Origin of the sequence: Caldimonas thermodepolymerans, from assembly GCF_015476235.1 — a bacterium.
GTDB classification, from domain to species: domain Bacteria; phylum Pseudomonadota; class Gammaproteobacteria; order Burkholderiales; family Burkholderiaceae_C; genus Caldimonas; species Caldimonas thermodepolymerans.
Map to the genome: position 1 here is coordinate 1,718,773 of NZ_CP064338.1, position 24,183 is coordinate 1,742,955.

At 70.8% G+C, this 24,183-nt stretch carries 24 protein-coding genes and 2 tRNA genes; 8 read left to right on the forward strand and 18 right to left on the reverse strand.

Annotated elements, in window-relative coordinates; genetic code table 11:
- Positions 1–8 precede the first annotated feature (8 nt).
- Genes ku through IS481_RS08070 form a run of 3 tightly spaced genes read right to left on the reverse strand, consistent with a single transcriptional unit; the run spans position 9 to position 3,427 of the window.
- Positions 9–1,040 carry a non-homologous end joining protein Ku gene (ku, locus tag IS481_RS08060; RefSeq protein WP_104356553.1) on the reverse strand — a complete coding sequence of 344 codons (1,032 nt, stop codon included), beginning with the start codon at positions 1,038–1,040 and terminating at the stop codon, positions 9–11.
- A gap of 19 nt (positions 1,041–1,059) precedes the next feature.
- Positions 1,060–1,335, reverse strand: coding sequence for a hypothetical protein (locus tag IS481_RS08065; RefSeq protein ID WP_104356554.1), 276 nt, complete (start codon positions 1,333–1,335; stop codon positions 1,060–1,062).
- A 19-nt stretch (positions 1,336–1,354) separates the two neighbouring features.
- Positions 1,355–3,427, reverse strand: coding sequence for an AsmA family protein (locus tag IS481_RS08070; RefSeq protein WP_259371680.1), 2,073 nt, complete (start codon positions 3,425–3,427; stop codon positions 1,355–1,357).
- Positions 3,428–3,535: 108 nt separating this feature from the next.
- Here IS481_RS08070 and IS481_RS08075 point away from each other — a divergent pair.
- A tRNA-Arg gene (locus IS481_RS08075) sits at positions 3,536–3,612 on the forward strand.
- Between the two features lie 29 nt (positions 3,613–3,641).
- Here IS481_RS08075 and IS481_RS08080 read toward each other — a convergent pair.
- Entirely contained in the window at positions 3,642–4,334 is a 693-nt protein-coding gene (locus IS481_RS08080; protein WP_104356556.1) for a glutathione binding-like protein, read from the reverse strand.
- 100 nt (positions 4,335–4,434) lie between these two features.
- Between IS481_RS08080 and IS481_RS08085 the strand changes: the two genes are divergently transcribed.
- The gene (locus IS481_RS08085) at positions 4,435–5,199 is read left to right on the forward strand and encodes a hypothetical protein (RefSeq protein WP_104356557.1); all 765 of its coding nucleotides are present in this window, start codon (positions 4,435–4,437) and stop codon (positions 5,197–5,199) included.
- Between the two features lie 28 nt (positions 5,200–5,227).
- On the opposite strand, the gene IS481_RS08090 is transcribed toward IS481_RS08085, so the two are convergent.
- The 5 genes from IS481_RS08090 to IS481_RS08110 all read right to left on the reverse strand — a co-directional run bounded on the left by IS481_RS08090 (position 5,228) and on the right by IS481_RS08110 (position 10,118).
- The gene (locus tag IS481_RS08090; RefSeq protein WP_104356558.1) at positions 5,228–6,445 is read right to left on the reverse strand and encodes an acyl-CoA dehydrogenase; all 1,218 of its coding nucleotides are present in this window, start codon (positions 6,443–6,445) and stop codon (positions 5,228–5,230) included.
- 148 nt (positions 6,446–6,593) lie between these two features.
- Entirely contained in the window at positions 6,594–7,673 is a 1,080-nt protein-coding gene (locus IS481_RS08095; RefSeq protein ID WP_104356559.1) for a phosphotransferase family protein, read from the reverse strand.
- Between the two features lie 36 nt (positions 7,674–7,709).
- A complete protein-coding gene (locus tag IS481_RS08100; protein ID WP_104356560.1) occupies positions 7,710–8,414 on the reverse strand; it encodes a Crp/Fnr family transcriptional regulator in 705 nt (234 codons plus the stop codon).
- Positions 8,415–8,603: 189 nt separating this feature from the next.
- Positions 8,604–9,320, reverse strand: a complete 717-nt coding sequence (locus IS481_RS08105) for a histidine phosphatase family protein (protein WP_104356561.1) — start codon at positions 9,318–9,320, stop codon at positions 8,604–8,606.
- An 18-nt stretch (positions 9,321–9,338) separates the two neighbouring features.
- Positions 9,339–10,118: an oxepin-CoA hydrolase, alternative type gene (locus IS481_RS08110; RefSeq protein ID WP_104356562.1), complete on the reverse strand. Its 780-nt coding sequence runs from the start codon at positions 10,116–10,118 to the stop codon at positions 9,339–9,341.
- 236 nt (positions 10,119–10,354) lie between these two features.
- Here IS481_RS08110 and IS481_RS08115 point away from each other — a divergent pair, with 236 nt between their 5' ends.
- Positions 10,355–12,229 (forward strand): hypothetical protein, encoded by a 1,875-nt coding sequence (locus IS481_RS08115; protein ID WP_104356563.1) that lies wholly within the window; start codon positions 10,355–10,357, stop codon positions 12,227–12,229.
- A gap of 18 nt (positions 12,230–12,247) precedes the next feature.
- On the opposite strand, the gene IS481_RS08120 is transcribed toward IS481_RS08115, so the two are convergent.
- The 5 genes from IS481_RS08120 to lptF are packed head-to-tail and all read right to left on the reverse strand — an operon-like array spanning position 12,248 to position 17,070.
- Positions 12,248–13,438, reverse strand: coding sequence for a pyridoxal phosphate-dependent aminotransferase (locus IS481_RS08120; RefSeq protein ID WP_104356564.1), 1,191 nt, complete (start codon positions 13,436–13,438; stop codon positions 12,248–12,250).
- A 14-nt stretch (positions 13,439–13,452) separates the two neighbouring features.
- Positions 13,453–14,406: a CysB family HTH-type transcriptional regulator gene (locus IS481_RS08125; protein WP_104356565.1), complete on the reverse strand. Its 954-nt coding sequence runs from the start codon at positions 14,404–14,406 to the stop codon at positions 13,453–13,455.
- Positions 14,407–14,448: 42 nt separating this feature from the next.
- Complete coding sequence (locus IS481_RS08130) at positions 14,449–14,838, reverse strand: sirohydrochlorin chelatase (protein WP_104356566.1); 390 nt, start codon at positions 14,836–14,838, stop codon at positions 14,449–14,451.
- Positions 14,835–15,959: an LPS export ABC transporter permease LptG gene (lptG, locus tag IS481_RS08135; protein WP_104356567.1), complete on the reverse strand. Its 1,125-nt coding sequence runs from the start codon at positions 15,957–15,959 to the stop codon at positions 14,835–14,837. Before lptG ends, IS481_RS08130 begins: the two co-directional genes overlap by 4 nt.
- Positions 15,960–15,969: 10 nt before the next feature.
- Positions 15,970–17,070 (reverse strand): LPS export ABC transporter permease LptF, encoded by a 1,101-nt coding sequence (gene lptF, locus IS481_RS08140; protein WP_104356568.1) that lies wholly within the window; start codon positions 17,068–17,070, stop codon positions 15,970–15,972.
- Between the two features lie 26 nt (positions 17,071–17,096).
- Here lptF and IS481_RS08145 point away from each other — a divergent pair, with 26 nt between their 5' ends.
- The 4 genes from IS481_RS08145 (at position 17,097) to IS481_RS08160 (ending at position 20,824) form a co-directional block, all read left to right on the forward strand.
- A complete protein-coding gene (locus tag IS481_RS08145; protein ID WP_104356569.1) occupies positions 17,097–18,557 on the forward strand; it encodes a leucyl aminopeptidase in 1,461 nt (486 codons plus the stop codon).
- Positions 18,558–18,571: 14 nt separating this feature from the next.
- Positions 18,572–19,003, forward strand: a complete 432-nt coding sequence (locus tag IS481_RS08150; RefSeq protein WP_104356570.1) for a DNA polymerase III subunit chi — start codon at positions 18,572–18,574, stop codon at positions 19,001–19,003.
- Between the two features lie 34 nt (positions 19,004–19,037).
- Complete coding sequence (locus tag IS481_RS08155; protein ID WP_132763237.1) at positions 19,038–19,448, forward strand: hypothetical protein; 411 nt, start codon at positions 19,038–19,040, stop codon at positions 19,446–19,448.
- Between the two features lie 233 nt (positions 19,449–19,681).
- The gene (locus tag IS481_RS08160; RefSeq protein ID WP_104356572.1) at positions 19,682–20,824 is read left to right on the forward strand and encodes a branched-chain amino acid ABC transporter substrate-binding protein; all 1,143 of its coding nucleotides are present in this window, start codon (positions 19,682–19,684) and stop codon (positions 20,822–20,824) included.
- A gap of 160 nt (positions 20,825–20,984) precedes the next feature.
- On the opposite strand, the gene IS481_RS08165 is transcribed toward IS481_RS08160, so the two are convergent.
- Positions 20,985–21,707, reverse strand: coding sequence for an FMN-dependent NADH-azoreductase (locus IS481_RS08165; RefSeq protein WP_104356573.1), 723 nt, complete (start codon positions 21,705–21,707; stop codon positions 20,985–20,987).
- 115 nt (positions 21,708–21,822) lie between these two features.
- Between IS481_RS08165 and IS481_RS08170 the strand changes: the two genes are divergently transcribed.
- Positions 21,823–22,407, forward strand: coding sequence for a LysR family transcriptional regulator (locus tag IS481_RS08170; RefSeq protein ID WP_104356574.1), 585 nt, complete (start codon positions 21,823–21,825; stop codon positions 22,405–22,407).
- On the opposite strand, the gene gloA is transcribed toward IS481_RS08170, so the two are convergent.
- The 3 genes from gloA to IS481_RS08185 form a co-directional block, all read right to left on the reverse strand.
- On the reverse strand, positions 22,331–22,846 hold the full coding sequence (gene gloA / locus IS481_RS08175) for a lactoylglutathione lyase (protein ID WP_104356575.1): 516 nt from the start codon (positions 22,844–22,846) through the stop codon (positions 22,331–22,333). The genes IS481_RS08170 and gloA overlap by 77 nt on opposite strands.
- Before the next feature lie 182 nt (positions 22,847–23,028).
- Positions 23,029–23,574 (reverse strand): DUF2244 domain-containing protein, encoded by a 546-nt coding sequence (locus tag IS481_RS08180; protein ID WP_165908607.1) that lies wholly within the window; start codon positions 23,572–23,574, stop codon positions 23,029–23,031.
- A 453-nt stretch (positions 23,575–24,027) separates the two neighbouring features.
- Positions 24,028–24,118 (reverse strand) — tRNA-Ser (locus tag IS481_RS08185).
- Positions 24,119–24,183 lie beyond the last annotated feature (65 nt).

Sequence of the window (24,183 nt, forward strand, 5' to 3'; positions counted from 1 at the left end):
GGCGGCTTTCAGGCACGCTTGCGCGCCGCCGTCTTGCCGGCCGTGCCGCGTCGGGTGGACGTCTTCGCCACCGCCTTGCGCGCCGTGCCGCTGCTGCGGGACGTGCGCTGGGCCGTCGCACCGGCATTCTTGGCACCCCGCTTGGCGGGTGCGGGCGGCGGGGCGTCCGGCTTGTCGCCACTCCCATGCATCGGCTTGACCTTGCCACCGCGACCGCCCGCAGACTTTTTCTGCCCCCCTTCGGCGCGTTGCACGCTCTGGCGCAGGGCGGCCATCAGGTCGATCACCTGGGCGCCCTGGCCGGAAGGCGCGGGCTCGTCGCCGGCCGGAGTCAGGGTGTGGGTTTCGCCCGCGTCGATGCGGGCCTCGATCTGGGTGAGCAGGTCCTCGCGGTAGGTGTCGCGGTACTGCGCCGGCTCCCACGGCTGGGACATCTCGTCGACCAGTCGCTCGGCCATCTCCAGCTCGCGCGCGCCGACGCCGACCGCCTTCAGGTCCTCGTCGGGAACGTAGATGTCGGTCGGCTCCAGCACTTCGTCGGCAAACCGCATGATGTCGAGCATCAGCACGTTGCCGTCCACCAGCAGCGCGGCCAGGTGCTGCTTGCCGTGGATCACCACCTTGGCGATGCCGGCGCGGCCGCTGCGGCGCAGCACCTCGCGCAGCAGGGCATAGCCTTTCTCGCCGCGCTTGCCGGCTTCGAGGTAGTAGGGCGTCTCGAAGTAGGCCGGCGAGATCTCCCCCGCGTCGACGAAGCCGAGGATGTCCACGGTCTGGGTCGCCTCGGGATTGGCGCGGCGGAAGTCCTCGTCGGACATCAGCACGTATTCGCCCTTCTTGTACTGGTAGCCCTTGACGATGTGTTCGCTGTCGATGGGCTTGCCGGTGCGCTTGTTGATGCGCCGGTAGCCGACCGGGGCCATGTCGCGCCGGTCCAGCCAGTCGAAGTCGAGATCGTTCCTGCGCTGCGCGGCGCGCAGCGTGACTGGGATGTGCACCAGCCCGAAGGTGATGGCGCCTTTCCAGACGACGCGTGGCATGGCCTCGGTGCAGCAACCGTCATGCCCGCGCCGCGCGCCTGGCCCGGCGGGTGTTGCGCCAGTAGATGGCCTGGCCGGCCACCGCGCTGCACAGCAGGGCGACGTTGACGAACAGGAACACCCAGTTCTGCAGCAGCGCGCTGTAGATCGAGAAGCCCAGCGAGGCGGCCGACTGCCCGATGAACAGCCACGACGAGACACCGCGGCTGTCGCCGCTGCGCCATTGCTTGCGGACCTGGTGGAAGATGGTCCACAGCAAGATCACCGCGCTGGCCCATCCGATGGCTTCGGTCATGTCGTGCGTCCTTCCTGGGTCAAGGCTTGCCGGGGGCCGCCGGTGCGGGCTGGCCGGTGCGGGCGCTGCGCAGGCGTTGCAGCGCCTGTTCGCAACCCTGGGTCGTCGCGCCGCCCGGGTCGATCAGCGGGATCACGGCGGCCAGCGGCGTGATCGCTGCCAGCGCGGCGGCGGCCAGCACCTTCAGGCCGATGCGGCCGGCATCGAGCTGCACCTGCGGTTGCGAGAAGCTGCCGTGCAGGCGGATCGGCGAGCGCAGCGACAGGGGCGAGAAGTCCTTGGGATGCGCCATCACCTGCAGGTCCAGCTGCTCCTGCGCCAGCGAGACGTTGCCGTTGATCAGCACGGTGGTGTCGGGGGTGTCGACCAGCCCCAGCTCGCTGCGCAGCAGTCCTTCGCGCGCGACGAAGCGCATCACCGCGCACTGCATCGGCAGCTGGCGGTCGCCGCTCAGCATCAGGCCCAGGGTCTCGGCGAGGTCGATGCCCGAGGCCTCCACGACCAGGTGCGAGAGCTGGCCCTCGCGCACCCACAGCGAGGCGGTGCCCTGCAGCGAGCCGAGCATCGCCGCGGTCGAGCGTCCCTGGCCCTGGAACGCGGCGCGCGCACCCAGCACCCCGGTCACGTAGGGCGGGGCCGGCTGGCCGGAGCGGGCCTGCTCGGCGCGCGGGTTGCGGGCCTGCAGCCACTGCTCCAGGCGCACGCCGGACAGGGCCAGGTTCACGTCCCAACGCGGCACGTCCGGGCGGCTGTCCAGCACGAGCCCGGCTTGCAGCGTCCCGCCGGAGGTGGTGGCGCTGAGGTCCTCGACGCGCAGCACGCCGTCCTGCAGGCGCACGTGCGCGCCGACCGGGCGCAGGTCGCGCAGGTAGGCGGTGCCCAGGTCGAGCTCGCGCAGGTCCACGCGCACGTCGGCGTCCATCGCGCGCAGCGCGGGCAGATTGAATTCGCGCCGCGGCAGCACCGATGCGCGGGCCGTCCGGCGGTCGGTGCCCCCGCCGGCCCCGAACGCCGGGCCCAGGTCGGCGAGCACCAGGCGGTCGCCGTTCAGCGTGCCCGACAGCAAGGGCACCTCGGGGCGGCGGTCGAAGGTGAAGCGCCCGGCCAGCCGGCTGCGGCCCACGGTGGCCTGGCGCACCGTCGCCTGCCAGACCGCGCCGTCCTTGGCGAGCCGGCCGTGCAGCTGGAACGGCGGGGTGCTCGGCAGCGTGATGCCCCACGGCGCCCCGGCCGCGGCCAGCGAATCGCCGCGGGCGGTGAACGCGCCGTCGAAACCCTGCAGGCGCAGCACGTCGACGGTGTGCCCTTCGAAGGTGTAGGTGGCGCGGCCGGCACTGGCACGCAGGGTGACGGGCACGGGCCGGGCGCCGTGGTCCGGCGCGACCAGCGGCAGGGCGCCGGAGGCCGCGAGGCGGAACTCGACCCGCGCATCGCGCCAGCGCCCCTCGCCGGTCACGAGCAGGCCATGCGCCTGGCCGCCGGCCTGGCGGCCCTCGTCGGTGCGCGCCTCGGCGCGCAGCTGGATCCTCTGCATCGCGTCGTCGTACCGCAGCCGGCCCTGGCCCACCACCAGCCGCCCGAAGGCGGGCACCTGCGGGCGGGTCGACGGCCGGTTCGCGGGGGGCGGCGGGCCGAGCTGCCAGTTCGCCCGGCCGTCAGCGAGCCGCCACAGGGTGGCCTTGATCGTGTCGACTTCCAGCGCCTGGATGCGCAACGGCGGCGCCTCGTCGCCGTGCTGCCGCCACGCCGACAGCAGCGCGGCATAGGACAGCGCCAGGTGCACGCCTTGCGCCTGCACGAAATCCGGCGCCTGCCCGGCCTCGGCCGCCCAGGCCGGGCTGCCGATGCGCAACTGGTCGGTGTGCACGCGCAGGCGCCCCAGCAGGCGCAGCCGGAAGTCGCTGCCGATGGCGACTTCGCGCTGCAGGCGCTGGGCCAGCTGCCGCTCCAGCGGGGGGCGCAGGAAAGGCCAGCCGAGGACCTCGCAGGCCGCCAGCCCCGCCACGAGCGCGGCCAGCATCCCGGCCGCCGTCCAGCCGGCACGGCGGCGCGAGCGCGCTGTGGGTGAGGGCGGCGGGACAGGGGCAGTCACACCCCCGGCCGGCAAGACGCGTACCTGTGGGGCCCGCCCGTGGTCCGCCGGAGGGCACGGGGCTGCCGGCGTAGAATGCGCCCGCGCCTGCCGTGCAGGCGCCGTTCACTGCCCGTAGCTCAACTGGATAGAGCAGCTGCCTTCTAAGCAGCAGGTCGGGGGTTCGAGTCCCTCCGGGCAGGCCAGGGCCGCCCGAAGGGGCGCCGTCGCCCCTTCAGTGACGCTTGTACTGCTCGCTGCCGAACAGGATCTCGCGCGCCTTGTCGTTGTTGAGCGGCTTGCGCCGGTCGGCCAGCACCTCCACGCCGCGCTTGACCGCCGGGCGGGCGGCGATCTCGTCGAACCAGCCCTTCAGGTGCGGGTAGTCGTCCCAGTCGATGCCCTGGTTCTTCCACGAGCGCAGCCAGGGGAAGATCGCGATGTCGGCGATGCTGTACTCGTTGCCGCCGATGTAGCGGCTGTGCGCGAGCCGCTTGTCCATCACGGCGTAGAGACGCTTGGCCTCGTTGGTGTAGCGGTTGATCGCGTAGTCGATCTTCTCCGGCGCGTAGACGCGGAAGTGGTGCGCCTGGCCCAGCATCGGGCCGACCCCGCCCATCTGGAACATCAGCCACTGCAGCACCTCGAACTTCTCCCGGTCGCCCTTGGGCAGGAACTTGCCGGTCTTGGAGGCGAGGTAGACCAGGATGGCGCCGGATTCGAACATCGAGAACGGCTTGCCGTCGGGGCCGACCGGATCGACGATGGCCGGGATCTTGTTGTTCGGGCTGATCGCGAGGAACTCGGGCTTGAACTGGTCGCCGGCGCCGATGTCGATCGCATGCACCGTGTAGGGCAGTCCACATTCTTCCAGCATGATGTGGACCTTGTGGCCGTTCGGCGTGGGCCAGGAATACACTTCGATCATCTGAGGTGCGCTCCGTGATGTGGTTGTCGACGGCCACAATCTAGCAGCGTGAGGACCGGTTCGTCGGCGGTGCCCGTTCCCGGGACGGGACTTACATACGATGCTCAACGCGCTGAAACGTCTGTTCGCGGGGAAATCCGTCGAGGTCGACTGGCCCGCCGTCGAGGCCTGGGCTCGCCACCTGGGCCTTGGCCTGAGGCACGAACGCGACCCGTTCAAGGTGGTGTGCGAAGGGGCGTTCGACGCCGCACAGCGCTGGCGCCTGGAGTACGGCACCCCGCAGCGCGACTACATCGAGGGCCACGAGCTGCGCGCGCGCGTGGAGCTGGACCTGCCGCCCACGCTCAACGTGCTGCTGCTGTCGCGCCCGCTGAAGGAGCAGCTGGAGGCCGCGGCCTTCGAGCGCTTCACCCAGGCCATGGCCACGCGCATCGACACCGCCTCGCCGGAGGAAATGCGCTGGCTGGCGATGTATCCCAAGGTGGCCCTGCGCGCCAGCGAAGCGCTGCGCACGCGCTACAGCCTGGTGGCCAACGCGCCGGCGGCGGCGCTGGCCTGGCTCGACGGCCGGCTGGCCCAGCGGCTCGGCGAGCATGCCGCCGGCATGCAGGACGCGCCTTTCGTGCTGATGACGCTGCGCGGGCGCCTGTACCTGCGCCAGGCGGCCGCGGCCCCGCTCAACGTGCAGCTGCTCGAGGAGACGCTCGACCTGCTGAAGCTCGCCTCCGCGCGCGCCCGCGAGACGCTGGCGCAGTGGACGGAGGACGACGACGGTTCCTGGGTCAGCACCACCTCGCACGCCTGGGCGATCGACACCCACATCGACCTGCCGCTCGACCCGCTGCCCGGCGCCGAGCCGCGTTGACGGCGGCCCGGGCGGGCAGGGGCCCTGTTCAGCCGGCGTGCCGGCCCAGTTCCATCTTGGCGATCGCGTTGCGGTGCACCTCGTCGGGCCCGTCGGCAAAGCGCAGCGTGCGCGCGTGGGCGTAGAAGCTCGCGAGCGGGAAGTCCTCGCTGACCCCGCCGCCGCCGTGCACCTGCATGGCCCAGTCGATCACCTGGCAGGCCATGTTGGGTGCCACCACCTTGATCATCGCGATCTCGGACTTGGCGGCCTTGTTGCCGGCCACGTCCATCATCCAGGCGGCCTTGAGCGTCAGCAGGCGCGCCTGCTCGATCATGCAGCGCGCCTCGGCGATGCGCTCCTGCGTGACGGTCTGCGCCGCCACCGGCTTGCCGAAGGCGATGCGGGAGCTGGCGCGCTTGCACATCAGCTCCAGCGCGCGCTCGGCCAGCCCGATCAGGCGCATGCAGTGGTGGATGCGGCCCGGGCCGAGGCGACCCTGCGCGATCTCGAAGCCGCGGCCTTCGCCCAGCAGCAGGTTGGACGCCGGCACGCGCACGTTCTCGAACAGCACTTCCATGTGCCCGTGCGGGGCGTCGTCGTAGCCGAACACCTGCAGCGGGCGCACGATCTTCACCCCCGGGGTGTCGGTGGGCACGAGGATCATCGACTGCTGCTGGTGGCGCGGCGCGTCGGGGTTGCTCTTGCCCATGAAGATCATGATCTTGCAGCGCGGGTCGCCGGCACCGGAGGTCCACCACTTGCGGCCGTTGATCACGTACTCGTCGCCCTGGCGCTCGATGCGCGCGCTGATGTTGGTGGCATCCGACGAAGCCACGTCGGGCTCGGTCATCGCGAAGGCGCTGCGGATGCGGCCCTCGAGCAGCGGCTCGAGCCACTGCTTCTTCTGCTCCGGCGTGCCGTAGCGCACCAGCACCTCCATGTTGCCGGTGTCGGGCGCCGAGCAGTTGAACACCTCGCTGGACCAGGGCACGCGCCCCATGATCTCGGCCAGCGGCGCGTATTCCTGGTTGGACAGTCCTGCGCCGTACTCGCTGTCGGGCAGGAACAGGTTCCACAGGCCGGCGGCGCGCGCCTTGGGCTTGAGTTCCTCGATCAGCTTCAGCGGCGTCCAGCGGCGTCCGGCGCGGGTGTTTTCCTCCAGTTCGGCGTGGTAGCGCGCCTCGTTCGGGTAGATGTGCTCGTCCATGAAGGCCTGCAGGCGTTCCTGCAGGGCCTTGGTGCGGGGGGAGTAATCGAAGTCCATGGGATCTCCGTCAGGTGATGCCGGGCAAGGCCGGGCAGGGTGGGCAACGGTACGGCACCCAGCATCGCGCAAACCGGCATCCGGCGCTGTCACCTAGGTGCCGCGCACCGGGTCCGGCGCGGCCGGCGACGGCCATCCTTGCGCGGGATCAACCCATGCGCTGCGCGTAGCGCCAGGCCATCTCGGCCAGCGGCCGCGCGCCGGCGCCGGCCTGCTTCGCCTGCGCGCTGGAGGCCGTGCCGTCGACCACGCGTTTGGCAATGCCCTGCAGGATGCCCGCCAGCCGGAACAGGTTGTAGGCGAGGTAGAAGTCCCAGTCGGCCATCACCGCATCCGGATCGCCGCGACCGGTGCGCTCGCAGTAGCGGCGCACGTACTCGCGCTCGTCAGGGATGCCCAGCGCCTGGATGTCCAGCCCGCCGATGCCGCGGAAGGTGCCGGGCGGGATGTGCCAGGCCATGCAGTGGTAGCTGAAGTCGGCCAACGGGTGGCCCAGCGTCGACAGCTCCCAGTCCAGCACCGCCAGCACGCGCGGCTCGGTCGGATGGAAGATCAGGTTGTCGAGCCGGAAGTCGCCATGCACGACCGAGACCTGCTGGTCGTCGCGCGCGCTGGCCGGGATGTGTGCCGGCAGCCATTCGATCAGGCGGTCCATCGCCTCGATCGGCTCGGTGATCGAGGCCTGGTACTGGCGCGTCCAGCGCGCGATCTGGCGCTCGAAGTAGTTGCCCGGCTTGCCGTAGTCGGCCAGCCCGCGCGCGGCGAAGTCCACGCTGTGCAGGGCCGCGATGACGCGGTTCATCTCGTCGTAGATCGCGGCGCGCTCGTCGCGCGTCATGCCGGGCAGCGACTGGTCCCACAGCACCCGGCCCTCGACGAACTCCATCACGTAGAAGGCGCGGCCGATGACCGATTCGTCCTCGCAGAGCAGGTGCATGCGTGCCACCGGCACGTCGCTGCCGTGCAGCGCCTGCATCACGCGGAACTCGCGCTCGATCGCGTGCGCCGAGGGCAGCAGCTTGCTGACCGGCCCCGGCTTGGCGCGCATCACGTACTGGCGCTGCGGCGTGGTCAGCTTGTAGGTCGGGTTGGACTGCCCGCCCTTGAACAGCTCGATCGACAACGGGCCGGCAAAGCCGTCCAGGTGCTGCTCGAGGTAGGCGGTGAGTGCCTGCACGTCGACGGCGTGCTGGGCGGAGACGGGTCGGGTGCCGGTGTAGTCTTCCATTCAGGGCTTCCAGTCGTCATGCCGGGCGCGGGGCGTTCAGCCCTCGGCCATGGCCATCAGCTTGTCCTTGGAGAGCACGACCAGGCGCGTGGGCTCGATGCGCACGATGCCCTCGCGCTCGAAGGCCTTGAGCTCCTGGTTCACGCGCTGGCGCGAGGCACCGAGCAGCTGCGCCAGGTCCTCCTGCGCGAGCTGCAGGCCGATGCGGATCTCGTGGCCCTGCGGGATGCCGTAGCTGCGCGCCAGCAGCAGCAGCTGCTTGGCCAGCCGCGCGGCCAGCGGCAGCGTGTTCAGGTCCTCGATGACGTTGAACATCAGCCGCAGGCGCCGGCAGTTGAGCCGCAGCAGCGCATCGTACAGCTCGACATGCTGGTGCAGCAGCTCCATGAAGTCGGGCTTGCGCACCACCAGCAGCGTCGTCTCGCCATGCGCGTGCGCGTCGTGGGTGCGCGGCAGCCCGTCGAACAGCGAGATGTCGCCGAACCAGGTGCCCGGCTCCACGTAGGTGAGGGTGATCTGCTTGCCCGACAGCGAGACGGAGCTGACCCGCACCGTGCCCTTGGCCACGCCGATCCATTCCGATGCGGGCTGGCCCCGCGACGAGAGCATCGCCCCGTCCGGCACGCGGCGTACCGTGGCCCTGGAGAGGATGTCGGAACGCAGCGCGGGCGAAAGCCTGGAGAACCAAGGTCCGGACTCGATCGTTTGGCGTTCGTCGATTGTAAGAACGGGGGTGGTCATGGCTTGTCGCTGAAGTGACAGGACGGCTCCGGGCCCTGGGCCTGCCGTCGCGTCGCGCAGGAGCCGCCATGCCGGGCAGCCTATCGGGTCCGGCCGCCGCCGGCCATCGGGTGTGCCTCTGAGGAATGGGGGAATGGGTGCGAGCGCCGCACGCGGTGCGGCGGGCACGGGCCGGCAGGGCGCCGGCGTTCAGCGCGGGGCGAGGGTGTCCTGCAGGCGCAGGTACTGCGCGAGCAGCTTCTCCATCGTGGTGTGGCGCTCGCGCTCGTGCAGCCACTGCGTCGGCGCGAGGTTGATGGCGCGCACCACGGCGTCCTCGGCGCTGACGTCGACCACGTTGATGCAGGCCGGGGCCTGCTCGATGCGGCCGAGGAAGCAGCGCTGCCCGGCCATCAGGTAGGACAGCAGCCCGCGGTTGACCGCGCCGTGCAGCACCAGCAGCAGCTGCTGCCAGCTGTCGTCGGCGAGCAGCCGCTCGAACGCCGGCAGGATGCGGTCGAGCATCTCGCCGATCGACTCGCCGCCGAGGAAGCGCGCCGATTCGTCGGCGAATCCCTGGAAGGCGCCGACGAAGGCCTCCCGCAGGCCCTCGCGCGGGATGTCGGCGAGCCGCCCGGGGCGGATCTCCTGCAGCGCAGGCTGGATCTCGATCTCCAGTTGCTGGTCGCTGGCGGCCAGCACGCGCTCGGCGGTCTGCACGGTGCGCGGCAGGCCGCTGACGATCACGCGGTCGAAGCGCACGCCCGCCGTGGCGAACAGCCGGCCCGCGGCATCGGCCTGGGCCTGGCCCGCGGCGTTCAGCGGCACGGTGTCGGGATGCACCGGCGTGCCGTCGGGCAGGAAGTAGTCGACCGAGCCGTGGCGCATCAGGTAGATGCGCCGGCGCTGGGGCCAGTGCGGCGTCATGCGGGCACCCCCGTGGCGTCAGCGGTAGCCCGGGGCGCGCTTGGCGAGGAAGGCATCGATGCCTTCGGCGGCATTGGGGTGCAGGAGGTTGTCGACAAAACAGTCACGCTCGGCGTCGAGTTGCTGGGGCAGGCTGCGGCCGGGCCACTGGTTCAGCAACTCCTTGCTGCTGGCCAGCGCATTCGGGGCGAGTTCGGCCAGCTGCTGCGCGATGGACAGAGCTTGCGCGAGGGCCTGCCCCTTGTCTGTCACCCGGTTGACAACCCCCCACAGGTGCATCTGCTCGGCGTCGACCGGGTCGCTCAGCCAGATCAGCTGCGTGGCCAGCGTGCGCGGCAGGGCCTGCATCAGCGCCCAGGTGGCGCCGCCGTCGGGCGACAGGCCGATGCGGTTGTAGGCCAGCGTGAAGTGCGCGTCGCGCGCGGCGACGATCAGGTCGCAGGCCAGCGCAAGCGAGCATCCGCCGCCGGCGGCCGCGCCTTCGACCGCGGCGATGACCGGCTTGGGAAAGGTGCGGATCGCCTCGATCAGCCGATGGAAGTGGTCGAGCAGGCGGGTCTGCGTCTCGGCACCCTGGCGACGGCTGCGCAGCAGCTGCTGCAGGTTGCCGCCCGAGCAGAACTGGCCGCCGGCGCCGGTGATGACGACGCAGCGTACCTCCTCGGACGATTCGGCCACGCTCAGGGCCTCGACGCCGGCGGCGACGAGCTGTTCGGACAGCGCGTTGCGGGTCTGCGGGTCGGTCAGGGTCAGGATCAGGGTGCGATCCTGACGTTCGGTGCTCAGTTCTGCAGACATGGGCGTCGTCCCCGGTGCGCAACACGGGCCCGCACCGCGCGGGCCGTACAGGGCCGCGATTGTGCACGACCACCCAAGTTCGGGGGGCCCCAGGGACGAAGATCGCACTGGCCGTGGAACAGGCATGCTAGAGTTGCCGGATACATCTCGTCACCAATCGCATGAATCATCCGGACCAGGGTCGCCAGCTGACGTTTGCAGTGGTCTTGCTGTGCGCTAGCGTCCACGCTCATGCGATGGGACTGGGGCAGGTGAACGAGCCGGCCGTGCTGGGGCATCCGCTCGACCTGCGGGTGCCGGTGCGCATGGAGCCCGGCGAACAGCTCCTGCCCGAGTGCCTCAAGGCGGACGTCAGTTTCGCCGAGCGACGCCTGTCGCCCTGGACGGTGTCTGCGACGCTCGAGCCCGACGGGCGCGCGATCCGCGTGCGCACCGAAGCCCCCGTGGACGAGCCGGTGCTGTCGGTCGTGGTGTCGGCCGGGTGCAACCCGAGCATCTCGCGCAGCTTCACGCTGTTCGCCGATCCGCCAGCGGCCCTGCCGACCTCGGTCGCGCAGGTCCCGCCCGCACCCGCGACCCCGGCTGTGGCTTCGCAGCCCGAAGCGCCCCCGCGGCGCCCGCAGCCGCCGCAGCGTCCCGTGGCCGCGTCGGGTCTGCCCGCGACCCCGGCCGAAGCGACCACGCCGCGCGCTTCGGGCGCCTCCCGCAGCGCGGCGCGCGCACCGCAGCGGCGCACCCCTCGCGCGGCCTCCGCAGAGGCGGTGCGCACGGCCCAGGCCGCGGTGCCCGCCGCGTCCGCACAGCGCGCGAACGGTCCGCGCCTGCAGCTCGACGCGCTGTACGCCGACGCCACGGCGGCCCTGCCGGGGCCGGAGTCGGCCGCGTCTGCGGCAGAGGCGGCCGCCAGCGCCGCGGCCGAGGCCCGGGCGCGCGACGAGCGCCTGCAGGCGCTGGAGCGCACGCTGCAGGAGATGCGCGGCGAGGCGGCCCGTACCCGCGAGAGCCTGCTGCGCCTGCAGGCCCAGCTGGCGCGCGCCGAGCGCGACCCGCCGGTGCATCCGGCGGTGTGGGTGCTGGCGGCCTTGTGCGTGCTGCTGGCCGCGGCGCTAGCCTGGGTGCTCGCCCGCCAGTCGCGCCATGGGACGCGCTGGTTGCAGTCGGCGCTGGCCCCGGAAAGCCGGCGCGGCGAGCTGGCCGAGGCGGCGCCCGCGTCCCGGCCGGCGGTGCGTGAGGCCGATGCGCCCGTCACCACGCCGGATGCCCGGCTGGCGCTGGCGGCGGTCAGTTCGACGCGACGCTGGCAGGAGGCCGAGCAGGCCGCGATGGCGCACCAGGCCGAGATGGTCGAGCGCACCGTGGTGATCCCGCGCGAGGCCTTGCCGTCCCTGCCGCAGGAGCAGGGCAACGGCTCGCACAGCGTCGAGGAGCTGATCGACCTGGAGCAGCAGGCCGAGTTCTTCATCGTGCTCGGCCAGGAAGAGGCCGCGATCGACCTGCTGCGCAGCCACCTGTCGGGACACCCGGACAGCAGCCCCCTGCCGTACCTGAAGCTGCTGGAGCTGCACCAGCGGCGCGGCGAACGCCCGCAGTACGAGGAGATCCGCGCCCGCTTCAACGAGCGCTTCAACGCCTACGCCCCGGCCTGGGACGAGGCGCTGTCCGAAGGCCGCTCGCTGGAGGACTACCCGAGCGTGATCGCGCGCCTGCAGGCGCTGTGGAGCAGCCCGCACCATGCACTGGAAGTGCTCAAGGCCTCGCTGCTGCGCACCGACCCGACCTCGCAGCCGTTCGATTTGCCGGCCTACCGGGAGCTGCTGCTGCTGTACTCGATCGCGCGCGAGCGGGTCGAAGCCTCGCCGTACCAGGAGGTGGACATCCTGCTGCCGCTCGGCGAGGAGGACGAGGAAGCCATTACCGGGTTCTCCCACTCGATGCTGGAACCCCTGAGCGCCACCACGCCGGTCGCGCCCTATGCCGGACCCGAGCCGGCGGTGCAGGTGGACCTGGAACTCGAGCCGGCGCTGCCGCCGGCCGGGCCGCCCAGCAGCATCGACTTCGAGCCGCTGCACCTGGAGCTGCCCGACGAAGCCCCCCGGCGCAAGCCGGATTGAGCGGCGACGGTCGCGTCCTCAGAGGCGCGCCAGGCGCTGCAACGCTTCCTGCAGCGTCTCGTCCTTCTTGGCGAAGCAGAAGCGCACCACGCGCTGCTCGCGCCCGCCGTCGTAGAACACCGACAGCGGGATCGCCGCCACGCCGATCTCGGTGGTGAGCCAGCGGCAGAACTCGAGCTCGCTGCTGTCGCTGATCGCGCTGTAGTCCACGCACTGGAAGTAGCTGCCTTCGCTGGGCAGCACGCGGAAGCGCGTCTGCGCCAGCCCGGCGCGGAACAGGTCGCGCTTGCGCTGGTAGAACGCGCTCAGCCCCAGGTAGGGCGACGGGTCGTCCATGTAGCGTGCCAGCCCGTGCTGCACCGGCGTGTTGACCGTGAACACGTTGAACTGGTGCACCTTGCGGAACTCGGCGGTCAGCGGCGCCGGCGCGGCCACGTAGCCGACCTTCCAGCCGGTCACGTGATAGGTCTTGCCGAAGCTGGAGACGATGAAGCTGCGCGCGGCCAGCTCCGGGTGGCGCGCGACGCTCTCGTGCACCCGCCCGTCGTAGACCATGTGCTCGTAGACCTCGTCGGCGATCACGACGATGTCGGTCGGGCGCAGCAGCTCGGCCAGCGCCTGCATGTCCTCGCGGGTCCACACCGTGGCGCTGGGGTTGTGCGGGGTGTTGACCAGGATGGCGCGCGTGCGCGGCGTGATGGCTGCGGCGATGCGCGCGAAGTCGGGCCGGAAGTCGCCCGGCTCGCCGCTGCGGCCCAGCGGCACGAACACCGCCTTGCCGCCGGCCAGCTCGATGTTGGGCTCGTAGCTGTCGTAGCAGGGCTCGAGCACGATCACCTCGTCGCCCGGGCGCACCACCGCCAGGATGGCCGTCAGGATGGCCTGCGTCGCGCCGGCGGTGACGGTGATCTCCTGGTTGGCGTCGTAGCGGCGGCCGTAGACGCGCTCGATCTTGGCCGCGATCGCCTCGCGCAGCGCCGGCACGCCGGCCATCGGGGGGTACTGGTTGTGCCCGGCGCGCATCGCCTCGGTCACGCAGTCGACCAGCCGCGGGGCGCAGTCGAAGTCCGGGAAGCCCTGGCCCAGGTTCACGGCGCCGTGCTCCTGGGCGAGGGCGGACATCACCGTGAAGATGGTCGTGCCGACCTTGGGCAGGCGGGACCCGATCTCGGGGGTGCGGGGGGCGAGGGCGGTGGTGGTCGTGCTCATGGGGGGGCTGCAGGTCAGAGTCCGTAGTCCTGTCCTTCCGCGCCCATCGCGCGGATGATCAGGTTGCGGTTGAGCCGGTCGGACAGCAGTTCGGCAAAGGCATAGACGAAGTTGCGCAGGTAGGCGCCGCGCTTGAACGCCAGCCGGGCGACGTTCTGCCCGAACAGGTGGCCGGCCGGGCGCCAGACCAGCTCGCCGCCGGGGGCGAAGGCCGGGTCCTCGCGCACCGCCATCTCGGCCACGATGCCGATGCCCAGGCCCAGCTTCACGTAGGTCTTGATGACGTCCGAATCGATGGCCTCGAGCACGATGTTGGGCTTGAGGTGCTTGAGCGCGAAGGCCTGGTCGACCTTGGTGCGGCCGGTGAAGGACGGGTGGTAGGAGATCAGCGGCTCGGCGGCCAGCTGCTCGAGCGACAGGCGCTCGGCCTTGGCCAGCGCATGGGTGGCGGGCAGCACCACCACGTGCTGCCATTCGTAGCAGGGCAGCGTGACCAGCTCGTCGAACTGCGCGAGCGACTCGGTCGCCAGCCCGATCTCGGCAGCCTCCTCGATGACCATCTGCGCCACCTGCTCGGGCGTGCCCTGGTGCAGGCTGATGTTCACCTTGGGAAAACGCTTGCGCAGCTGCGCCACCGGGGCGGGCAGCACGTAGCGCGCCTGGGTGTGGGTGGTCGCGATCGACAGCGTGCCGGCGTCCTGCTTGGAGAACTCCTCGCCGATGCGCTTGAGGTTGTTCACCTCGCGCATGATGATCTCGATGGACTTCAACACCTGCTCGCCGGGCTCGGTGACCCGTTTCAGGCGCTTGCCGTGGCGGGCGAAGATGTCGACGCCGAGTTCCTCCTCCAGCTCCAGGATGGCCTTGGAGATGCCGGGCTGGGAGGTGTAGAGCGCCTTGGCCGTCTCGGTGAGGTTCAGGTTGCGGCGCACCGCCTCCTGGACGAAACGGAACTGGTGCAGGTTCATATTTCGGCCTGATCTGAAATTGGCCGAAATTATGTCACCCGGCTATGTTGACGTGTGGCTGAGGGTGTATGCCGCGCGGGCCATCGCGTCGATCAGCGCCGCGGTCTCGCCGACGGCGGGCGTGAGCTGCCAGCGCACCTGCGGGTGGCGCCCGGCGAGCTGGGCGAGCAGCGCGGGCAGGTCCTTGCGCACGTGGCCCCCGGCACCGAGGAACAGCGGCACCACGCTGACGACGCTGCAGCCGGCTGCGGCCAGCCGGTCGCCGGCTTGCGCCAGGTCCGGCGCCATGAACTCCAGGAACGCCAGTTCCACCGCCGCCTGCGGCGCCAGCGCACGCAACCGCTCGGCGGTCGCCTCGAAGGGCCGCGCCCACTGCGGGTCGCGCGCACCGTGGGCGAACAGCAGGATGCCGAGGCGGTGCGGGGCGCTCATCGGTTGCGTACCAGCCAGTTGAAGGCCAGCAGCGACAGCACCAGGTAGACCGCGCTGGGCGTGGCCGCGGCGATCCAGGGCGTCCAGTTCTGCAGCAGCCCGATGTGGCCGAACACGTTGTTCAGCAGCACGAAGCTGATGCCCAGCATGATGCCGCCGAACACCTTCAGGCTGATGCCGCCGGAGCGCCCGTGCAGGTAGGCGAACGGCAGCGCCAGCGCCACCATCACCAGGCAGGCCAGGGGGTAGAGCGCCTTGCGCCAGAACTGCAGCTCGTAGCGCTGCGGCGACTGCTCGTTGTCGGCCAGGTGCGAGGCGTAGCGGTACAGGTCGATGGTGGACATGGTCTGGGGGGGTTGCACGGCCGCGGCCACCACCGAGGGCGACAGCGAGCTGGGCCAGTCGTAGATCGCGTAGACCTCGTCCACCAGTTCCAGCTCGCCGGGGCGCACGTCGGGGCCGGTCACCGGCTGCCAGTGGCTGCGCCGCAGCTCCTCGAGCCGCCACACCGGCCCGGGCATGATCTTGGCGCGCGGCGCGCTCATCCAGGACACCAGCCGGCCTTCGCCGTCGAATTCGTAGATGTGGACGTCGCGCAGGTCGCCGTCGGCCGAGATCGCGGTGAGCTGGATCGAGTAGCTGCGCTCGCCCTCCGGCGTGACGCGGTGGTCCTTCAGCCAGGCGCTGGCCTGTCCGAACGACGCGCTGCCGCGCGACTGGGCGCGTGCGGCCTCGGCGTGCTTGTCGCTCCACGGCGCGAGGTAGTCGCCGACCACGTAGGTCAGCACCGCGAACCCCATGCCCAGCCCCATCAGCAGTGCCAGCGCCGATCCCGGCCCCAGCCCGCTGGTGCGCAGGATCGTGAATTCCGACGACTGTGCCAGCCGCGCCATCGCGTAGATGGTGCCGATCAGCACCGCGATCGGCAGCAGCTCGTACAGGCGCCCGGGCATCTGCAGCAGGCAGTACAGCACCGCCGAACCGAGCGCATAGCCGCGCCGGCCGACCTTCTCCAGCTCGTCGATGAACTCGATGAAGAAGAACAGCGCGAGGAACGCCACCGTGACGAAGGCCACGGCGGTCAGCACGTCGGTGTAGATCAGTCTGCGGACGGTTTTCATGGCGATGCCGTCATGCCGCCGCGGTGCGCGGCCGGCCCAGGCCGAACAGTCCGGCGACGCCCCGTTCGCGCCAGCGCAGCACCAGCCAGCCGGCCAGGGCCGCGCCGCCGTGCACCAGCAGCAGGGCCTTGAGCGGGGTGAGCTTGCCGCCGGCCACCCAGCCCTGGGTGAGGTTCAGCAGGTTGAAGTAGACGATGAAGGTCAGCAGCGCGAACAGCAGGTTCCAGCTGCCTCCGCGCCGCGGGTTGGACGCCGACAGGCCGACGCCCAGCACCAGCAGGTTGAAGGCCGTCAGCGGCAGGCCGATGCGCCACACCAGTTCGCCCAGGTTCCGCGCGCTCGGGTGGCGCCACAGCTCCAGCGACGAGCGCGCCTTGGGTGGCAGGTTCTCGTTGCGTGCCACGGCCTTCTCGCCGGCCAGGATGCGGAAGGTCTCGAACTGCGCGATGTTCTTCTCGTCGGTCTCGAAGTCGCGGTCCACGCGCTGGCCCTGGCTCAGCACCAGGAAGCGGTCCTCGCCCTCGAGCTCGATGCGTCCCGTGGTGGCCGAGGTCACCGCCTCGCGGTTGTCGGCGCGGATCAGCACGAACACGTTGCGCCCGGTGCGCCCGTCCTCGGTGTTGCGCTCGATGAAGAACACCCGGTTGCCGTCGCGCGAGGACTGGAACTGCCCCGGCGCGACGCGCGACAGGTCGGAGCGTCGCTCGTACAGGTCGCGCAGGTCCGCGTTGCGCTGGTTGGCCCAGGGCCAGACCAGCAGCGCCAGCACCGCGATCACCGCCAGCACCGGCGCGGCCAGGCGCAGCACCGGGCGCAGGAAGCGGCCGAGCGGCACGCCGCTGGCGAACCAGATCGTCATCTCGCTGTCGCGGTACATGCGCGACAGGCAGCTGACCACGGCGACGAACAGCGACAGGCTCAGCAGGGTGGGCAGGTGACCGAGCACCGTGTAGCCCATGGCCAGCACCACGTGCTGCGGCGCGATCGAGCCGCTGGCGGCCTGGCCCAGCGTGCGGATCAGCATCATCGTCAGCACGATGGTCAGCAAGACCACCAGCGTCGCACCGAAACTGCGCGCCAGCTCTCGACGGACGGAGGAATCGAATAACATCGATGAATTCAGGTCAACGCGACATTATGGACTTCAGATTTCTCTCCCTGCCTGCTGCGGGCCTTGCCGACATCGCAGCCGACGCGCTGGTCGTGGTGGTCGCCGGTGACGTCAAGAAGCAACGCCTGGACGGTGCACTGGCTGCCCTGCTCAAGGAGGCCGTCGCGCAAGGCGATTTCGAGTCGAAACCCGGCCGCGTGCTGTGCCTGCACCGCCCGCAGGGCGTGCGCGCGCCGCGCCTGGTGTTCGCCGCTGCGGCCGATGCCAGTCCCAAGGCCTTCAGGAAGGCGGCGGCCGATGCGGTCAACGCGCTCAAGAGCGGCGGCACCCGCCATGCCGCCTTCGCCGCGGCCACCCCGGAGGGGCTGACGCCCGGGCATGCCGAGGCGCTGGTCACGGCGGTGTCGGAGGCGCTGTACGTCTACCGCCACACCAAGCCGAGCGCCCCGCCGGCGCCGCGCCTGAACAAGGTGTCCCTGGTGGGGGACAAGGCCGAGGCCAAGGCGCTGCAGCAGGGGCTGGCACGCGGCCAGGCCATCGCCGCCGGGGTCACGCTGGCGCGCGAGTGCGCGAACCGGCCGGCCAACCACGCCACGCCGACCTTCCTCGCCGAGCAGGCGAAGCAGCTGGCCAGGCAGTTCGGCCTGCGCGTCGAGGTGTACGACCGCAAGGGGGTCGAGAAGATCGGCATGGGCGCCTTCCTCGCGGTGGCGCAGGGCTCCGAGCAGCCGCTGCGCTTCATCGTGCTGCGCTACGAGGGGGCGGGCAAGACCAAGGCGCCGACCGTGCTGGTGGGCAAGGGCATCACCTTCGACACCGGCGGTATCTCGCTCAAGCCGGCCGCCGAGATGGACGAGATGAAGTTCGACATGGGCGGGGCGGCCAGCGTGCTGGGCACCTTCCGCGCCATTGCCGAGCTCAAGCCGCGCATCAACCTGGTCGGCCTGATCCCGGCGTGCGAGAACATGCCCGACGGCCGCTCGGTCAAGCCGGGCGACGTGGTCACCAGCCTGTCGGGCCAGACCATCGAGATCCTCAACACCGACGCCGAGGGGCGCCTGATCCTCTGCGACGCGCTGACCTATGCCGAGCGCTTCAAACCGGCCGCCGTGATCGACATCGCGACGTTGACCGGCGCCTGCGTGATCGCGCTGGGCCATCACCGCTCGGGCCTGTTCACTGCCGACGACGAGCTGGCGCACGCGCTGAGCGAGTCGGGCCAGCAGGCGCTCGATCCGTGCTGGCGCATGCCGCTGGACGAGGAGTACGACGAGGCGCTCAAGAGCAACTTCGCCGACGTCGGCAACGTGGGCGGGCGCGCCGGCGGCGCGATCACCGCGGCGATGTTCCTGCGCCGCTTCGCCGGCAAGTACCGCTGGGCCCACCTGGACATCGCCGGCACGGCCTGGAAGAGCGGGGCCGCCAAGGGCGCCACCGGTCGCCCGGTGCCCCTGCTGACCCACTTCCTGCTGCGCCAGTCCAGCTGAAGGAGCGTGCCCGGGTGACCGAGATCGCCTTCCACTTCAACGTGCCGGACAAGCTCGGCTACGCCTGCCGCCTGCTGCGCAAGGCGTACCGCAGCGCGGCGGAAGTCGGCGTGCTCGGTCCGGCACCGTTGCTGGCCGAACTCGACCGGGCGCTGTGGAGTTTCGACCAGCTCGAGTTCATTCCGCACGCCTCGACGAAGCAGTCCGGCGGCGTGGTCGGCCGCTACACGCGGGTCTGGCTGGCGCCTTCGGCGGCCGACGTGCCGCACCACGGCGTGCTGGTGAACCTGGGCGACGAGGTGCCCGAAGGCTTCGAGCGCTTCGCGCGGCTCATCGAGATCGTCTCCACCGACGAACGGGACCGCCAGGCCGCGCGACGCCGCTGGCGCCACTACGGGGATCGCGGCTACACGATCCAGCGACACGAGGTGGGGGCGGCGTCATGAATCGGCCGATGCTGTCGGACAGGAGGGGGGGGCGATGAACGCGGGCAGACCCGTGCCGCCCCGGCATGTGCCCACCCTCACCGAGGTGGTGCAGCCTGGTCCGGATCAGGGCGCGGCGCCGGCCGCGCCCGCACCGCAGCCGCAACCTGCGCTGCAAGCCGAGCCGCAACCGGCGGTCGCGCCGTTGTTGGAAGGGCCGCCCAAGCCACCGGCCTTCCTGCTTGCCGCCGAGGGCGAGGACGCGCTGACGCAGCGCGTGCTGGCAGACCTGCAACGCCAGATCGACCTGATGCTGGAATACCGCCTGCGCGAGACCCTCACGCCCGCGCTGGCACGCATGGCCGACCAGCTGATCCGCGACACCCGCGTCGAGCTCGCGGCCACCTTGCGCGAGGTGGTGGCCCGCGCCGTGGCCCAGGAGCTGGCCCGCCTGCGGCAGCGCTGAGGCGCCGCGGCGTTTTTCCCCCCTGCCTTGCACGTGCGGCCACGAGGTGGCCTGCCTCTTGCTTCAACGGCCCCCGAACCTCTCGGGTGGATCCGGTATTTGCCCGAAGGTTGACCCGCGAGGGACGGTTTCCTTAGAGGATTCCCGCAGGAAACCGGAAATCTTTTCGAGTATTGTTCCGGCCGTTGAGTAATCAAATCCGAGTCTCAACTTTTCCCACTAGGAGGCTTTTCATGCAATTCAAATACAACCTGGTCGTAGGCGCGGTCGCCCTGGGCCTGGCTGGCGTGGCGCTGGCCCAGGATGCGGTGGTGCGGATCGGTCACGTCGGTCCGACCAGCGGCAACATTGCGCACCTCGGCAAGGACAACGAGCTCGGTGCCCGCATGGCGATCGACGAACTCAATGCCAAGGGCGTGACGATCGGCGGCAAGAAGGTCAAGTTCGAATTGCTGGCGGAGGATGACGCGGCCGACCCGAAGCAGGGCACCGCCGCCGCCCAGAAGCTGGTGGACTCGGGTGTCCATGGCGTGGTGGGCCACCTGAACTCGGGTACCACGATTCCCGCCTCGAAGATCTACAGCGACGCCGGCATCCCGCAGATCTCGCCGTCGTCGACCAACCCGCGCTACACCCGCCAGGGCTTCAAGACCACCTTCCGCGTGGTGGCCGATGACGTGCACCTGGGCAACACGCTCGGCAAGTACGCCGTCAACACCCTCAAGGGCAAGGCGATCGCCGTCATCGACGACCGCACCGCCTACGGCCAGGGCGTGGCCGACGAGTTCGAGAAGGGCGTGAAGGCCGCCGGCGGCACCGTCGTGGCGCGCGAGTTCACCCATGAGAAGGCCACGGACTTCACCGCCATCCTGACCTCCATCAAGGCCAAGAAGGCCGACATCGTCTTCTACGGCGGCATGGACGCCGTGGGCGGCCCGATGCTGCGCCAGATGAAGTCGCTGGGCATCAACGCCAAGTTCATGGGCGGCGACGGCATCTGCACGGGTGAACTGCCGAAGCTGGCGGCCGGCACGCTGGCCGACGACCAGGTGGTCTGCGCCGAGGCCGGTGGCGTCGAAGGCGAAGAGAAGAAGGCGATGGACGACTTCAAGGCCGCCTTCAAGAAGAAGTTCGGCATCGACGTGCAGCTGTATGCCCCGTACGTCTATGACGCCGTGATGGTCATGGCCACCGCGATGCAGAAGGCCGACTCCTGGGACCCGGCCAAGTACCTGCCGGTGCTGGCCAAGACCGACGGCTACAAGGGCGTGACGGGCACCATCAGCTTCGACGAGAAGGGTGACCTGAAGAACGGTGCGCTGACGCTGTTCACCTATCGCGGTGGCAAGCGCGAGCAGATCGCCGTGGTCCGCTGATCAGGTTCCTGCCTGAAACCGGGAACGGGCGCCCCCTGCGGGGCGCCCGTTTTGTTTTGTCGTGCCCGCCGCCGCGGACCGCCATGGGGCGTCGCATGCGCCGCGATGGCGCGCCGTGGCGATGCGCGAACAAGTGTCCCGCCACGGGGCGGCACGCGACTCAGGTCGTGGCTGCGCAGTCCGTGCGTCCTGCCGCCTGCGGCCGCGATGCCACGGCACCCGCCAGCCGCTCGACCAGCGCGTCGACCTCGCGCTCGGCCTGGGCCAGGCTGGCCTGCAGGCGCTCGTCCGCGAACTCGTCGTACTCCACCGCGACCGTGTGCATCTCGGTGATGCCGATGTAGCCGAACGCGGTGCGGATCGACGGCTCGACATGGTTCATCGATTCGATGCGCCCGCCGGGCCCGTAGCCGTGGTCGCCGCGCGAGCTCAGCACCACCAGCCGCTTGCCGGCGTCGGCCAGCAACGGCCAGTAGGGATCGCCGCGGCGGCTGCGGTCGAAGCCGAAGGTGCGGCCGACCCGCACGATGTTGTCGATGTAGGCCTTGAAGCCGGCCGGCACGCCGAAGTTGTACATTGGCACGCCGGCGACGATCAGGTCGGCGCCCAGCAGTTCGTCGACCAGCGCGTCGCTGTCCTTCAGCACCTCGCGCATCCAGGGTTCACGCCGGTCCTCGGGCGTGAACGCCGCGTGGATCCAGCGCCCGGTGACCGGCGCGGGCGGGGCGGCGCCGACGTCGCGGTAGCGCACGCGGTCCTGGGGGCGCAGGGCCTGCCAGCGCGCCACGAAGCGGGCGCTCAGGCGCCGGGTGTGGGAGCCGTGGGGCTGCGCATTCGAACGCCCCGGGCGGGCGCTGGCGTCGATGTGAAGCAGGGTGAGCATGGAGACCTCCGTGAATGGGTGAATCAGATTGACCTGTCCAGGTCGTCAATCTCCCATCCAGGACAAGAGGCGACAACCGATAAGATCTTGCCCGTCGGATGAACGCGATTCACTCATGAACACCCCGCGTCGCCTGCCGCCGCTGTCGCAGCTGCGTGCGTTCGAGGCGGCTGCCCGGCTGGGCAGCTTCAAGCGTGCCGCGCAGGAGCTGTCGGTCACGCCGGCGGCCATCAGCCATCAGGTGAAGGCACTGGAAGAGCAGCTCGGCCTGGCGCTGTTCGAGCGGCGTACCCGGCAGGTCGTCCTCACCCCGCCGGGGCGGCAGCTGCTGCCGGCGCTGAGCGCCGGTTTCGACACCATGGCCGAGGCCGTGGCCGCGCTGCGGGCGCAGCGCCAGGCGGCCAGCGTCACGCTCTCGACCACGCGCGCCTTCATGGCGCAATGGCTGCTGCCGCGGCTGGCGGCGTTCCGTGCCCGGCACCCCCGGATCGAGCTGTACCTGCACGCCGACGAAGCGCCGGTGGACGTGGCGGCCGGGGAGGCCGACCTCGCCATCCGCTACGGCACCGGGCCGTGCCCCGGGCGGCGGTTGCAGGTTCAGCAGGCGGCAGGCGCCGCGAGGTTCAGGCGGCCTTCGTGCCGAGCTGGCCGAGCAGGTCCGGCTGGACGATCTCGATCCAGTAGCCGTCGGGGTCCTTGATGAAGGCGATGTCCTTCATCTTGCCGTCCTCGGGGCGCTTGACGAAGGCCACGCCGTTGGCGTCGAACCACTTCACTGCGGCGGCCAGGTCGGGCACCGAGATGCACAGGTGGCCGAAGCCCTGCGGCTGGGCGTTGCCGTTGTGGTAGGCGAAGTCGGGGTCGGACTCGGTGCCCCAGTTGTGGGTCAGCTCGAGCACGCCGGTCTGCGAGAACATCCACGTCGTGCGTTCGGCGTCGGAGGCGGGCAGGGCGTCCGCGTCCTCGACGAACTTGAGGAAGTACAGCGAGAACTTCATGTCTTCGAAGTCCAGGCGCCGCACCAGGGTCATGCCGAGCACCTGGGTGTAGAAGGCCACCGACACCGCGGGGTCCTTCACGCGGATCATCGAGTGGTTGAAGCGGAAACCGGCCGGACGGCCGCTGGGGGAAGAGCTCATCGGGATACTGCGTGAGGGAATGATGGACGGGGAGGGCGGGCCGAGCCCGGCGGGGCCGCGGCGCGCCGCAGGAAGAAGCGCGGCAGTATAGGCAGGCCTTCGCGTTCCGGCAGGGCCTCAGGCAGTACCGCTGCCGCAGGCGCGGGTTTGCGGGCGCGGCCCGCGAGGACCGGGTGGCTGCGTCAAGCCGCCGCGCCGGCGGCCGCGGCCGCGCGGGACTGCGCCAGCGCCACGCGCAGCTCCTGTTCGACCGCCCGGCGCCGCGCAGGCGTGGCCTGCGTCCCGACCTCGAGGACGCGCCCGCGTTCGCGCAGCACGATGGGTGCACCCGCATCGGTGGCACGGTCCAGCGTCACCCAGCGCAGGTCGAAGCGTTCGACCGACTCGGCGCCCCGCCAGCGGCGGTGCACCTCCAGCCCGTCGGGCGTCAGCGTGAGCGTCTCGCCGTCGCGTGCACGCCGGGCGTACTGCACCATGGCCACGGCGATCACCGCCACGTTGACGAGCGCGTACGGCGCGACCAGCGGGAAACCGGCACCCCACATCGCGAGGGCGAGGGCCAGCGTCATCGCCGCCAGCACGCCCAGCGCCAGGACGCACTGGCGCGGCGTGAGCGAGCAGTTGCGGCGCAGGTCCCAGTGCGGCAGGGGCGCTTGCGCCCAGCCGGCAGGCGGTGGGACGTCGGGCGGCACTGCAGGCGCAGGGGCGGCGGTGGCAGCAGGCGGCATGGCGTTCGGAAGGCGGCAGGTGCTGGGCCCGGCACCCGTCATCCGTGGCAAGGCGGCGGCAGCGGGCGAGCCCGATTGTGCCGCAGGGGCCGGAAGGCAGGGCGCTGCCGTGGAGACCCCGGCCCCCCGGGAGCGGCCGTCGTCCGGAAGGGGTGCCAAGGTGTCGACGGACATGGCGCATCCGCCGGACGGGCGCGGTGCCTGTGCTGCGGCGCATGCGCTTGCCGCCACGCGGCCCTTCCTGCGTCCCTGGACGTGTGCCGCGATCGGGCTGGGACTGCTCTGCTGACGGCCTGCGCCCACCCTGTTGCAGTCGCGGCCAGGCAGTCTCGCCGCGGAGCACCAGCTGCGTGCTGCACCCGCCCGCGTCGAGGCCGGCCAACAAAAAAGCCCCGGCAGGCGGGGCTTGGATGGGCTCTTGCGAACCCGGGGTGGCGCAGGCCGCGCATTTGTTGGCGGAGAGAGCGGGATTCGAACCCGCGGTGGGCTATTAACCCACACACGCTTTCCAGGCGTGCGACTTAAACCACTCATCCATCTCTCCGGGGTGACCGGACGCCGCAGCCGATGGGATGAGATGCCGCCGCGGCGAAGCCCGCTATTGTAGCG